General features: G+C 33.3%; 12 protein-coding genes. 8 read left to right on the forward strand and 4 right to left on the reverse strand.

What is annotated here, in order from left to right; translation table 11 throughout:
- Positions 1–59: 59 nt before the first annotated feature.
- Positions 60–1,271 (reverse strand): hypothetical protein, encoded by a 1,212-nt coding sequence (locus IV513_RS02565; RefSeq protein ID WP_209388953.1) that lies wholly within the window; start codon positions 1,269–1,271, stop codon positions 60–62.
- A 25-nt stretch (positions 1,272–1,296) separates the two neighbouring features.
- Positions 1,297–3,786, reverse strand: coding sequence for a TonB-dependent receptor (locus IV513_RS02570; RefSeq protein WP_209388954.1), 2,490 nt, complete (start codon positions 3,784–3,786; stop codon positions 1,297–1,299).
- Positions 3,787–3,972: 186 nt separating this feature from the next.
- On the opposite strand from IV513_RS02570, the gene IV513_RS02575 reads away from it, so the two are divergent.
- The 6 genes from IV513_RS02575 to IV513_RS02600 all read left to right on the forward strand — a co-directional run bounded on the left by IV513_RS02575 (position 3,973) and on the right by IV513_RS02600 (position 8,757).
- Positions 3,973–4,650: a response regulator transcription factor gene (locus IV513_RS02575; protein WP_209388955.1), complete on the forward strand. Its 678-nt coding sequence runs from the start codon at positions 3,973–3,975 to the stop codon at positions 4,648–4,650.
- A gap of 48 nt (positions 4,651–4,698) precedes the next feature.
- Positions 4,699–5,730, forward strand: a complete 1,032-nt coding sequence (locus IV513_RS02580; RefSeq protein WP_209388956.1) for a cell wall metabolism sensor histidine kinase WalK — start codon at positions 4,699–4,701, stop codon at positions 5,728–5,730.
- Positions 5,731–5,863: 133 nt separating this feature from the next.
- Positions 5,864–6,457: a hypothetical protein gene (locus IV513_RS02585; protein WP_209388957.1), complete on the forward strand. Its 594-nt coding sequence runs from the start codon at positions 5,864–5,866 to the stop codon at positions 6,455–6,457.
- Between the two features lie 140 nt (positions 6,458–6,597).
- A complete protein-coding gene (locus tag IV513_RS02590) occupies positions 6,598–7,872 on the forward strand; it encodes an alpha-amylase family glycosyl hydrolase (RefSeq protein ID WP_209388958.1) in 1,275 nt (424 codons plus the stop codon).
- Positions 7,873–7,888: 16 nt separating this feature from the next.
- The gene (locus IV513_RS02595) at positions 7,889–8,329 is read left to right on the forward strand and encodes a hypothetical protein (RefSeq protein WP_209388959.1); all 441 of its coding nucleotides are present in this window, start codon (positions 7,889–7,891) and stop codon (positions 8,327–8,329) included.
- 95 nt (positions 8,330–8,424) lie between these two features.
- Positions 8,425–8,757 (forward strand): HopJ type III effector protein, encoded by a 333-nt coding sequence (locus tag IV513_RS02600; RefSeq protein ID WP_209388960.1) that lies wholly within the window; start codon positions 8,425–8,427, stop codon positions 8,755–8,757.
- 262 nt (positions 8,758–9,019) lie between these two features.
- Here the strand turns inward: IV513_RS02600 and IV513_RS02605 are convergent, their stop codons facing one another.
- Together IV513_RS02605 and IV513_RS02610 are read right to left on the reverse strand one after the other, a co-directional pair.
- Positions 9,020–10,210: a DUF1501 domain-containing protein gene (locus IV513_RS02605; RefSeq protein WP_209388961.1), complete on the reverse strand. Its 1,191-nt coding sequence runs from the start codon at positions 10,208–10,210 to the stop codon at positions 9,020–9,022.
- Between the two features lie 56 nt (positions 10,211–10,266).
- Complete coding sequence (locus IV513_RS02610; RefSeq protein ID WP_245168836.1) at positions 10,267–11,637, reverse strand: DUF1800 family protein; 1,371 nt, start codon at positions 11,635–11,637, stop codon at positions 10,267–10,269.
- 544 nt (positions 11,638–12,181) lie between these two features.
- Between IV513_RS02610 and IV513_RS02615 the strand changes: the two genes are divergently transcribed.
- Both IV513_RS02615 and IV513_RS02620 read left to right on the forward strand, forming a co-directional pair.
- Complete coding sequence (locus IV513_RS02615) at positions 12,182–12,754, forward strand: transporter (protein WP_209388963.1); 573 nt, start codon at positions 12,182–12,184, stop codon at positions 12,752–12,754.
- Positions 12,755–12,867: 113 nt separating this feature from the next.
- Entirely contained in the window at positions 12,868–13,917 is a 1,050-nt protein-coding gene (locus tag IV513_RS02620) for a glucokinase (protein ID WP_209388964.1), read from the forward strand.
- Positions 13,918–14,140 lie beyond the last annotated feature (223 nt).

A 14,140-nucleotide genomic window follows, 5' to 3' on the forward strand; every position in this document is an offset into this window, starting at 1 on the left:
CACTTGAACAATATTCAAGTGCTATTTTTGTTAATATGAAGTGTCTTTTCTGAATTTTATTAATTCATTGCATCGGTAGTATCGAAAGAGCTTACTCCGCTCCAAGATTTAGCCCAATCTGGTAAAGCAGTTCCGCTTCCTGCACCGTTTGCATTTGCATTTTCTGAGAAAATTGAAGAAATATCTACTGCTGTTCCTGCTGTGTTTTTAGCTTTAGATTTCGTTGTAACGTTCACGAAGTTTAGGTTTTTAATGTAAGAACCACCTTGGAACCAAGATAATGTTCTGTCAGTTTCAAAATCTAAACCTGTAGCGAAGTTTGCTAAAACGATATTGTCGAATTTTCCGTTTGATCCTGCTCTTACTTTCATACCTTGAGATTCAGAACCTGAAGTGTTTCCTAAGAAAGTTGCATTGGTAATGTTTGGATTAGAAACTCCGTTTCCAAAAGTTGTATTTGGATTGGTATCCTGAGTATCTGCTTCAATACCTCTGTTTCCTGGCTCTGCAGCGTTTTGATATTGTTTTTTTCTTGCAGCATAAATATAGTTAGCGCTTCCTTGCCATCCTTCAGTCCAGTCTATACTGTCATCACCAACACCTAGTACAAGTAAGTGATCTGCGTTTACATTTCCACCGAAAAATTCAATACCATCATCTGCACCGTCGATTACAGCAACATAAGAAACTGTTGTTCCGCTACCAACTCCGAATAAAGATAGACCGTTAAATTCTTTTTCAGGATTGTATTTGAAACCACTGTCTTTAATTACTACGTATTTCATAACTCCAGAATTATCAGACGTGTTAGTACCGCCGTATGTTAAATCTCCAAGTTCAGAAGTAGAAGTTCCTGCAGCAGTTCTGTTTGTAGGAGCATTTCCTAAGATAACAATACCTCCCCAATGTCCTTGCTTGTGTGCAGTACCTTCGAATACGATTGGTTTTGCTGCTGTTCCGTTCATGAAAATTTTACCACCTTTATCTACGATAAGATAATTAGCACCTTCAGCTACAGTAATTCTTGTTCCTTCAGGAATAATAAGAGTAGCACCGTTTTCTACTAAAACTCTACCTGTAATGGTATATACTTTTGAAGCATCTAGTGTTACTATAGTTCCTGCTGCAATATTTCCTTTGAAGTTAGAAGGATCTAAAGAAGAAACAGTTTGTGAAGAATCGTCATCAGAATTACTACACGATATCGCCGTTGTAGAAACTGTGGCAACCATTGATAAGAATAAAGCTGCGTTTAAAAATGTTTTTTTCATAATTCTTTTATTGATTTATTTTTTATTAAAATTTATAAGATAAGTTCAGACCTAATTGGCGTCCTTTTGTATAATCTTTATGGATAAAAGTCTGAGAAGTATTTTCTTGTTCAATTTTGAAATGAGGATTTAATAGGTTTCTTGCAGAAATACCAATACCGATATTCTTTAAGTTGAATGTTATGTTAGCATCCAGAATTTCTCTTGGTACTTCATAAAAGTTACCAATACCTCCAGTTCCTACTGTGTAAAGGTTTTTTCCTATGTGAGAATAAGAAACTACAAAATCTAAACTGTTTAGATTGCTGTTCCATTTGTAGTTGTATCCTAAATTAACGTTGGCAATAAAGTCTGCCACACCTTGCATTGCATCTTTTTCTGTGTTGAAAACAATTCTTTTTCCGCGAGTGATGTCTTTTTCACCACCATTTTCTCTTGAAATTTGATCTTCAGATTTAAATTTCTGTTGAGAATGCATATATGTAGCATTAATGAATGTGTACAATTTAGAATTGTTCCAAGAATAAATGTCTTTTCTGAATTCTGCTTCAGCACCTGCAATGTATCCCCAATCTGAAACATTGAAATACGACATATCACTTGGTGCAGAACTCGCATAAGAAGTTCTTGCAATAGCATTTTGGATATATTTACCAAAAGCGGTTAAAGAAATTACTTCACCAGATTTCGGGAAAAATTCCCATTTAAGATCTGCATTATAATTATCCGAAGGATATAGATATTCGTTACCGTAAATGTTGTTTGTTACGTCATAATATGCAATCGGTATGATTTCCTTTGCTTGTGGTAAAGTGTACGTTTTAGAGAAAGCTAATCTTAGATTTTGTTTGTCGTTAACGCTATATTTTGCATTTAGAGCAGGTAAAAACTTATTGTATTGTTTATTTTTATTACCTTCTCCAGCTATCGCGTCTAACCATTTCATTTTCATATCGATGTAGTCGAAACGTCCTCCAACCTGTACAACAAAATTGTCTGAAATATTAATATCTACATTTGCTAAGCCAGATTGGATGTTCTGCTTTGCAGTATAAAAGAAAGGAGTAAATAATTTATCTGTAGGTTGAAATGTCTGATAAACAAATAAAGAATTATTCATCGGATTGATGAAAGCATCAATATTATTAGGGTCAATCTGCGTTACAAGATTGTAGTTCATACCGATGGTAGTATTCTCAAATCTTCTGTCTTTATATTGGCCGTCGTATCCTAAGGTAATTTTAAATCTGTCTAATTTTTTTGTAAGATATGCATGTCCTAAAACAGTATTGTCTTTCAGTTCATCAAAATATCTGTGGTTATTAATGGCACTCGCTGCAATAAGCTGCATATTTGTTGCATCGATGGTATTTTGCAAACGATCTGGTCTTTTGCTGTTTAGCATATTGTATCCAACTGCCCATTCTCCAGTCCAGCTGTCGTTTAACTTGTGAGTTCCTAATAACTGATTTACCCATGTATTTGTGATTTTATTATCACCTCTGTTGATGATTACATCTCTATCAACATCATAAGAATATCCTTTGTAGATTTTCGCAGACTGATCAGAAGAATGTATAAAGTTTGAAGTAAAGTTAATTTTGTTATTAGCATTGAATTTATATGCTAAATTTAATAATGCAGTTGTATTCGTTGTATATTTCGAACGTTCTACATCTGTAAATTTTTTGCTCGGAGTATTGTCACGGAAATAGTAACCTTCTTGTCCTTGGCTAAATTCATAAGAGTTTTCAAAACCTGCATAAGCAAAAACTGAAAATTTTCCAAAACTCGCACCTCCTTCAATGTTCATGTCAGAATTAAAAGGATTGTCTGCGTTTTTAAAATTCCATTTTGTGGTAAAAGGGTAGGTTTGGTAAGGATTTCCTTTAATAAATTTACTTTCTTTAAATCCAAAAAATCCAGGTCCTCCGTCTTGAAGTTTGAAATCTTTTTTATTATAAGTTTGAAGATTGATACTGCTTCCTAAACCTATTTTAAAATAAGGTTTTCCTGTATGTTCTTTCGAAACAATGTTTACACTTGCACCTCCAAAGTCACCCAACATTTTTGGGTTGTAAACTTTATCTAAAGAAAGATATTCAATCATTGAAGTTTTAAAAATCTCAAGATTGATGTTTTTATATTCCGGATCGTCCGAAGGAATTGGCAATCCGTTTAATGTTGTACTATTGTATCTGTCACCAAGTCCTCTTACAAAAATCTGCCCGCTACCTTCTTGTTTTGTAGTTCCTGTTGCTTTTGTTACAGCTGTTGCTGCATCGCCCACACCTTGTTTTGCCAATTGCACAGCACCCACTCTTTCTATTACCTCAACAGATTTTTTCTGCATATTAATAAGGTTGGCTTCAGTAGATTTTTTGGTAGATCCTTTAATAACTACCCCTTCAATTTTTTTCTCATTTTTCAGGGTGTCATTCTTTTCTTGAGCGTAAAACAATGTTCCTGTTGTAGTAAGGAATAAAGCAGCGATACTCAGTTTTCTAAAATTCATTTTCTTTTTACTATTACTTTCGGTGCAAAGGAATAAAAGTTTCGTGCTTTGTCTGGTTTAGTAAAATTTAAATTTTTCTTAACTAAACATTACGAAAGCTTTATAATTGTTAACTTTATATGAACGATAAGCATTATGTTAATTCATCATTCAAAAATTGTTAACTTTGAAACGTAAAAATTTAAAATGAGCCAAAAGAAAATACTTCTAATAGACGATGAATTGGATATTCTTGAAATTCTTTCTTATAATTTGGAAAAAGAAGGTTATCACATATTCACCGCTACAAATGGTAATGAAGGAATAGAAAAAGCAAAAGAAATTATCCCGGATCTTATTTTGCTGGATGTAATGATGCCGGAGAAAGATGGTATTGAAACCTGTCAGGAACTTCGTAAAATAAAAGAACTGCAAAAAACACTTATTGTATTTCTTTCTGCAAGAAGCGAAGAGTTTTCTCAGTTGGCCGGTTTTCAGGCGGGAGCGAATGATTATATCGTGAAAATCATTAAACCTAAAATTCTTATATCTAAGGTAAATGCTCTTCTTAAACTCACTTCTCAGGTTTCAGATCAATCTAAACTGATAGAAATAGGAGATTTAATTATTGATAAAGATAATTTCAGGGTTTCTAAAAGCGGACAGCAGTTTTTATTGCCAAAAAAAGAATTTGATTTGTTGTATCTTTTAGCTTCCAACACCGAAAAAGTTTTTAAACGAGAAGAAATTCTGGAAAAAGTTTGGGGAAATGATGTTATTGTTGGTGAAAGAACAATAGATGTTCATATCAGAAGGCTTCGCGAAAAACTGGGTATTAATACCATACAGACTTTAAAAGGAATAGGATATAAACTTATCGTTTAAATAATTCCGATTTCTTACATTTACACCTAATCCAAAAAAAATGTAAAATTGAAGTTTTACAGACTTACCTTTGTATCTGCCTGTCTTTTAACGATCGTCATGTTCGTTTTGGTCATCAGTTTCGATGCTCTCAAAGACATTTACTATCCTACATTCAAGTTTACGATAGGTTTTATTGTGGGAATTGTGCTGATGTTTTTCATCAATTATTTGGTTATCGAGTTGCTGTTTAATTACTACGCCAAAAAGCAGGTAAGAAAAATATCTAAAATACTACCGGACGAAATAGCATACAGCGATCAGAATAACATCACCCTGAAAGAACTGGGAGAGAGATTTTCAGATTTCAACCAGCAGAAAGTCACAGAAATGGACATGATGAAGGAAATGGAAAGCTACCGGAAAGAATATATAGGAAATGTTTCCCATGAGCTTAAAACTCCTTTGTTTTCAATTCAAGGGTATGTTGAAACGTTAATGGACGGTGGCGTTGATAATCTGAATATAAGAGATAAATATCTCGAAAGAATAGACAATTCCGTAGAAAGACTCATTGCAATAGTGAATGATCTGGATATGATTAACAGACTGGAAGCCGGAGAAATAAACCTTAATGTTTCTAAATTTGATGTCAATCTTTTAATTAGAGAGATCTTTGATCTGCTGGATCTCGAAGCAGAGAAAAAAAATACCGTATTACAGATTCAGACCTTACAACCACAGATTTTTGTGGAGGCAGATAAGCAGAAAATTTCGCAGGTTTTTATTAATTTAATATCCAACGCTATACATTATGTCAACAGACAAGAGGCAAAGGTAGTGGTAAAAACCAGTGTGCTTAGAAATAAAGTGCTCATTGAGGTCATAGATAATGGGATGGGGATAAAAGCCGAACTTCTCCCAAGAATTTTCGAACGTTTTTACAGAGTTGAAACCAGCCGAAGCAGAAGACAGGGAGGATCTGGTTTGGGACTTGCGATTGTAAAGCACATTCTGGAGGCTCACAATGAAAATATTACCGTAGAAAGTGTCTATCTGGAAGGAACAAAATTCAGCTTCATGCTAGAAAAAAGCAAATGATTGCTGCGAAATGTAAGAAAAAAAAACTTTCTAAAAAAAGAATAATTATTTTTGGCGAAATATCAATTATTATATATTTGCAACGAGAATTTATCATAATAAATAAGGCAAAAAAAGTAATTGAAATACTGATATGGTTTACAAAATCCGTGTAATATTAGATACGAAAGAAGATATTTTCCGAGATGTAGAAATCAAAGGAAAACAGACACTGTGGAACTTACATTTGGGTATTAAAAGTGCATTCAATCTTAGTGGAGATGAGCTGTCTACTTTTAATCTTCTTGAAGAAGATGGGACAGTAGTAAAAAGTGTTCCTCTTGAAGATATGAGTGATGATGGCGATGGCGAAATAATGTCGGACGTATATGTGGATGAAGCATTTGAAGCTGCGGGAGATAAAGCACAGTTTCAGTACGGGCTTTTAGATCTTTGGGAATTTTTCTGCGAACTTGTTGAGGTTGTAGAGGAAACAAAAGGAGTAAATTACCCGATTACGACATACAGATTTGGTAATGCACCTCTTAAAGCACCGGTGAAAAGTGGAAATTCATCAGGTTCAAAAAACAAAAAGTCTGCAATGCCTTTGTTCGATGAAGATTTTAATTTCGATGAAGATTTTGGAGGAAGCAATAATTTCGAAGATGAAGACGACGATTTTGATGATGATGAAGACGACTACAATGACGATGTTTTCGATGATGATGATGAAGATAACGAAAGATAAAAAATAAATACAAGCCCTGGAAATTCAGGGTTTTTTTATGCCTGAAAACAGAGCAGAAAAATTCTTAATTAGTATTTTTGTTTCAGAATATACAGTTGCACAATCAACAGCAATTCTTTACCTCGAAAAATCAAGAAAAAATGATGAATTTATCCCAAGACTGGAAACATACTACCAATATATACGAAGTTAATGTAAGGCAATATACACCAGAAGGTACTTTTCAGGCTTTCGAAAAAGAAATGCCGCGCCTTAAAAATATGGGAGTTCAAACACTCTGGTTCATGCCCATTACTCCTATTGCACAGAAAAATAAAAAAGGAAGCTTAGGAAGTCCTTATGCGGCGGCGGATTACTTTTCTGTTAATCCCGAATTCGGATCTTTGGAAGATTTTAAGAGATTGGTGAAAAAAGCTCACCGATTAGGATTGAAGGTAATTATAGACTGGGTTGCCAATCATACAGGTTGGGATCATGTTTGGACAAAAATCCATCCTGAATTTTATCAGAAAGACGACCACGGAGATTTCAAAAAAGCTTCCGGGATGGATGATATTATTGAGCTGGATTATGAAAATCCTCAGGTTCGTAAAGAAATGATTGAAGCTATGAAATTCTGGATTTCAGAAACAGATATTGATGGTTTTCGTTGCGATTTGGCATCTTGGGTTACAGTAGATTTTTGGAAAGAAGCCAGACCGGAAGTAGAAAAACTGAAACCTCTTTTTTGGATTGGAGAATTCGACGAACTCGAAAATCCAGAATATGGAAAAGTGTTCGATGCAAGCTATTCTTGGAAATGGATGCACAAATCTGCAGATTTTTATAAACATAATCAGCCTTTGCATGAATTGACAGATTTACTCAAACAATATTCTCAGATAGGCGATTCTTCTATGAGGGCTTGGTTTACCAGCAATCATGATGAAAACTCCTGGAACGGAACAGAATACGAAAAATATGGCGATATTGCTTTGCCTATGGCTGTTTTTTCGATGACATGGAACGGAATTCCTCTGTTGTATTCCGGTCAGGAGCTTCCCAATCTTAAAAGGCTTGAGTTTTTTGAAAAAGATACCATATCCTGGACCAACAATTATGAAATGGCAGACTTTTACAGAGTATTGCTCGAACTGAAATCTTCTCATCCTGCATTAAGAGGCGGCGATCCAAACGTTACTACTTATCTTCTAAACACTACGGCAAATGATAAAATTTTAGCCTATCTCCGTAAAAACGGAGAAAATGAAGTTCTTACTGTTCTTAATTTTTCGAAACAACCAGTAGATTTTAATATTGATGATGATCGTGTGTCGGGAATATTTAAAAATGTTTTTGACGGGATGAAAAGAAATTTTAATGAAGGTAGAAACTTCAGTTTCAAAGTGTCTGATTATGCTGTTTTTGAAAGGTAAATGATTGATTTTAGGAATGAATAAACAAGATCTGATTGATGTTCTGCATCAAAAAATAGAAGAAAAAATCAAAAATCTGGAAAATCTTATCGCAGAAACCAGAGCATCCAATAATGATACAAAAAGTTCTATGGGCGATAAGTATGAAACTGGAAGAGAAATGTTGCAGCAACAAATCAATAATCTTCAGGCGCAGCTTAATGCGGTTTTCCAACAGCGGGAATATCTTAAAGGAATCTCTTTAAATCCGCTTCAAAAAGTTGAAAAAGGAGCTTTGGTGATTACGGAAAAAGGATTGTTTTTTATTTCGGTTTCCTTGGGAGAAATTATGTTGGATACCCAAAAAATAATGTCAATTTCATTAGAATCTCCTTTAGCAAAAGCCATGCAGGGAAAATCGGCAAATGAAAGTTTTGTTTTGAATGGAATTAATCATACCATCTTAACTGTTGAATAAAATATTAACAATATCTTCATGTGTTAAGTGTTTTTAGATAGTTGATAGTTAAATAATTGTATTTTTATTATTAATTGGAAAATAAATTTATTAAAATGATATTAGAGCAACTTAAAAATTCATCGGAAAGTATCGATTTTAAAGATGTCATTGCTTTCATTGATGAGAAATATGATTTTACGCCCAAAAAATTCACCAACGGAAATACAGTAAACGAAGCCAATCAGAACAATGGTTCTTGTAAAGTTTTCAGTTTTGCAAAATTGAATAACTTATCAAAAGAAGAAACATTAGCGTTGTTTGGGGATTTTTACAGAATAGATGTTTTACAAAATCCAAAAGGTACAGATCATCAGAACATCAGAAATTTTATTGAGTCTGGCTGGAACGGAATTTCTTTTGAAGGAGAAGCTTTACAACTGAAATAACTTTTAAGTGAGAATTGCAATTGGCTTATTTCTTGTAACTGTTTTTGTAATTTAAAAAAAAGCAATTCAAATTGCATATTAATTCAAAATAACAATTCAAATATGAAATCAAGAATTTTAAGAACAGTTCTTACTCTTCTCGCACCTATTGTGATAGATTATGTAATAAAAAAAGTAACAGGAAAGAAGGAAGTGAAAACTACTGATAAGCAAATTCCTTCTCCCCACTAAATGAGAAAAGCCTTACTTTTGTAAGGTTTTTTCATATAAAATCGTACATTCCGTTCTTCCAGCCCAAAATTTTGGAAGAATCTGCACTAAGCCATTTTTTAAGAACTGTAGCATACACTTTTCGGAAATCTTCTGTGTAAATCAGATCGCCGTCATTCAGTTTTTCAAGATTGGGCAAATCATTTAATAATCCTTTCTTTTTTAATCCGCCACTTATAAAAAACATTTGGTTGGCGGTTCCGTGATCGGTTCCGTTGCTGGCATTTTGGGCGACTCTTCTTCCAAATTCAGAAAAAGTCATCAGAAGAATATCATCAAAAAGTCCGTTCTTTTTCATGTCTGCTACAAAAGACTCTACGGCTCCGTTTATTTCTTCAAATAACTTTTGCTGTCTTTCATTTTGGTTCACATGAGTATCGAAACTGCCGATCGATAGGTAATATACCTGAGTATTAATATCAGACTTTATTAAAGAAGCAACGGTTTTGAAGTCTTTACCCAATTTGGTGTTTGGATAATCTTCTGCTGTTTTTACCGATTTACTTTTATCGAAAATATAATCTGCATTATTGATGGTTGAACCCAATGTGTGATATAGATAAGAAACCGTTTCGTCATCATGGCTGTGATGATGATCGTAAATCGACTTGAAATATTTTTCCTGACTGGTTTGGTACAATTTCTTAGGATCTTTAAAAGCAAAAGCTTTATTGTTTTCTCCTTTTAGAGCAAGGCTTAGCATATCGTCTACTTCCAAAGCTTGGGTCGGATGTTGGCATCGGTAACATTCTTCATCCAGAAATCTTCCTATCCAACCGGTATCCAGATATTCATCACTTCGGCTTGCAGATTGCCAAATATCCATACTTCTGAAATGAGATTTGTCCGGATTGGGATAACCAACATTATTCATTACAGATAATTCTCCACTGTCATAAAGGTTTTTGAAATAACTGAGAGCAGGATTTATTCCTGTTTCATCATTTAATTTGAGAGAATCCTGTATTGCTATTTTGTTTCGTTCTCTAAAGTAAATGTCATTTTTTATAGGTATAATGGTGTTTAAGCCATCATTTCCTCCAGTAAACTGAAGAACAATCAGCTTTTTCTGCGTAGGGTTTAGAGCTCCTTCAAAAGTCATAGACTTTAGAAAACCAGGTAATAGCAAAGATGCACTTGCAAGGGAACTTATCTTTAAAAAATCTCTTCTTTTAATGAGCATAACGTAAGTTTTTAGTGAAAAATAAATAATTGTTTGCCAAAACTTTGTGCTGTAATCTACATCAACTGGTATTCTGGAGTAGACATCATATTGATGATTGCCTTAATTTTATCTGAATCTGAAAACTGTTTAACACTTTCCATATTAATATTTCCGGAATTGATGATGATATAATTTTCGGGTTTTTTGTCTTTAAAAGTATTTTCAACTTTTTTCCAGTCAATTATAATATTTGGATTTTTGAAAGATTTATTCAGTGCTTCTCTCGACTTCATTCCCATATCCATATCATCATCTTCTTTGGCAGAATATTCCATTGGGCGTATTCCCGACCAAATCTGCGGAATCTGCATTCTCAACATGAGAGAAGAACTGTCTATCCAAGATTTTCCGTTAGGCCATCCCGAAACATTGGGCGGATATAAAAGCATCTGTCCCAAAAGTTTTTGATAGACAACAATATTTTCAGGATTTTTAATTTCCATGGGTAATATTCGCATCATCCCGACTATAAGTTCCGTAGGAGATTTTATTCTGTTTCCGATATTTTTTTCATCATAAAACCATTTACTGGTAAATATGTTTTTCATTAAACCTTTAATATCATAATCTGAAGCGTAAAAATCTGTGCTTAGCTTATCAATAATAGACTTGTCCGGAATTTCATTCACAAAAAAGCGATAAATTTTTTCTGTGATGAATTTTGCCGTTGTTTTCTGTTCTAAAATTATTTTTAAAGCCTCATCTCCATTGAAGTTGCCTCTCTTGCCGAGAAATGTTTTATCCCGATTGTCGTGTTGTTTTTTTCTTTCCTGAAAATTACCATCTTTATCATAAGACCATCCCGTAAAAGCTCTGGCAAGTTCTTTAATATCGGTTTCTGTATAATTGCCTCTTCCAAGTGTAAAAAGCTCCATTACCTCTCGTGCAAAATTTTCGTTGGGATGATCTTTTTTATTCTGCTGATTATTTAAAAAATTAAGCATTGCCGGAGATTTACTTACTCCAATAAGCAAATCTTTAAAATTTCCCAATGCATTTTTTCGAATAAAATTGAGAAGCTGCTGGTTAAATTGAGAATTATTGATTCTCGTTGCAAAATGACCGTGCCAAAAAAAAGCCATTTTTTCCAAAAGCTGGTCTTCATTATGAACCATATTCATTAGAAAATTCAGATTAAGTTCTTCATTTTGCTTTTGAAATGTTTTCAGTTGCCGTCTTTTTTGGTTGGCAATCAGTTTAGGATCATCTGTTTCTGTTTTTACAAAATCTGGAGTTTGGTAAGTAATTTCAGTAAAATTATAATTGCGGAATAGTACATCACTCAACTTTTGAGGAGTCCAGTCTTCCATATTGTTAATTTGATTAATGCTTACTCCAAAACCTGCTCTGGAAATAAGATGTTTATTGTTTAGTACTGAACTCATTGCTGTTTTTCTTTTTAGAGCCATTATGTACGTTCGGGTTAAATTATATTAACAGACTTTAATATATTTTACTGCTTTTGTGCAATGAGCGATAATTTAGTTTTCAGCATTACTTTTATCATTTCTTAAGAATCTAAAATATTGTATTTCAGTATGTCTGTATTTTTTCAGAATGACAATGCCTGTTGATTTTTGAGAATTATGATTTAAAACGGACATCCATTATATTTTTTTAAAGGTTTAAATTTCAAACTTATTTTACAGTAAGAAATTAAGATTACTTATCTTAAATACTTAAATTACTTAAAAGAAATCAACAAATTGATTTGTTAATCATTTTTATCTCAATAATCTAAAAACCTGAATGTTTAAAAAGAATAAACAATCAAGATTTAAACAAAGCCTAAAATCAAAAAAAATCATTCGTGTATAATGTTTTGATTTGGAATTAATTATATATTTTTATTTAAATCTTGTTGAATCTTATTTTTTTATTGGCATGATTTTTACATCCAGCAAAAGGTAAAATTTAAAAATCAGAGTTATGAAAATGATTAAACAAAGCATTTTAGCAGCGGGGATTTTAACTGCAGGATTAGTAAGTGCACAGGATGTAAGTATGAATAACATGATTAAAGTAGGGGCTACCGCAGGTTTGGCAGTTCCCGCAGATAATCTTTCGGCTGCAATTGGAGTAGATGTAGCTTATCAGAATCTAATTACTCCAGGTTTCGGATTGGGTATTGCAACAGGATATACACATTATTTTGGTAAAGATAACAACGGATATAAAAACAACGATGTAGGAGTAGTTCCGGTAGCTGCACTTTTTAGAGTTTACCCTAAAAAGACAGGATTTTATTTCGGTGCAGATTTAGGTTACGGATTTTTGTTGGGAGATGATAAGGTGGCAAGTAATTCTGATGTTAGCAGACCCAACGGAGGTTTTTACCTTAAACCAGAGGTAGGATATCACAATAGAGACTGGAATTTCTTCCTTCAGTACCAAAAGGTTTTTGCAGGAAGCAATGGAGATATTGTTTCTCCAGCTTCACAAGACTACAATGTGGGAAGCATTGGAGCAGGATTTTCTTATAATATTCCTTTAGGAAAATAATTAACCGAGATATAAACAATTATTAACCAAGCCTTTTCGTTTTTTTGAAAAGGTTTTTTGTTAGGATACAGAAAATATCAAAACTATTGTTATATTTGATAAAATTTGAGATTATGAACTTAAATCCAAAATTTCCTCTTTATTTACCGGGGGTAAAAAATAATACCAATGACAATGTCTCTATTATCGGAGCAAATCTAAGAGAAGATACCACTACGATAGGGTATTATATTTCTGGAAATGCAGGTATAGAACTTCAGTTAAAAAAAACATATATCACTAAAGAATACGCTTCGTTTTCGGATGTTCTTGCCCAGTTTATTCAGGAATCTCAGCTGGAGAATGTGAAAAGATTAGGGATATCTGTTCCTGGTCCTGTAATCGATGGAAAAAGCCATCCTGCAAGATTAAATTGGAATTTAGATATTTCAGAATATCAGGAAAAATTCGGATTTGAGAAAGTAAATATGCTGAATGACCAGGAAGCTGCTGCTTACGGAATTGGTCTTTTAGACGACTCTGAATTGGATGCCATTTATACCAGCGGACATCTTGAAAAAGGAAATGTTGCTATTCTTGCTCCGGGAAATGGTTTGGGAGAAGCAGGATATTTCTTCGATGGTAAATATTTAAGACCATTTGCTACAGAAGGAGGACACTCAGAATTTTCACCAAGAACAAATGTAGAAGTAGAGTTTTATCAGTTTCTTAATAACATCTACGGAATTGTAAGTTGGGAATCTGTGCTTTCCAAAACAGGATTGTTTAATATCTACAGATTTTTACGAGATGTAAAGAGACACCCAGAACCTGAGTGGTTAGCAGAACGTCTTGCCAACGGTAATTTTACTGAAGAATTGTATAAAGCTGCAATGGAAGAAGACGTTATGATCTGTAAAATTGCGTTAGATACTTTCCTTGAATTTTTAGCAAGAGAAGCCAACAATCTTACTCTTAAACTGAAAGCAACCGGAGGTTTGCTTATTGCAGGAGATATTCCTCAGATTATAAGAAATTACATAGACAGAGATAAGTTTTATGAGAAGTTCAAAATCAGTGATAAAATGGAGGATATGTTGAAAAATATCCCGATTTATATCGTAAATACAGATAGTATAAGTATTAATGGTGCTGCACTTTACACCGCTTACTTTACAGAATAAAATTTTTGCTCCGGATTTATTCCGGAGTTTTTATTTTTAGTATTTTCTAAAATTTTAATTCCTCATTTTAAATTTTTCTCCTTCATAGGTTTTAATCTGAAGAATTTCTCTAATGATTTTTTAATGAGTTTGATATTATTTATTTGCTAAAGAAGTTTCTTTTCAAAACAATTGATATTAATCATAATAAATAAAATACCTTTTACTCTTTTATTTGAAATTT

The sequence above is a fragment of the Chryseobacterium sp. RR2-3-20 genome, from assembly GCF_017808115.1.
Taxonomy (GTDB): Bacteria; Bacteroidota; Bacteroidia; order Flavobacteriales; family Weeksellaceae; genus Chryseobacterium; species Chryseobacterium oryzae.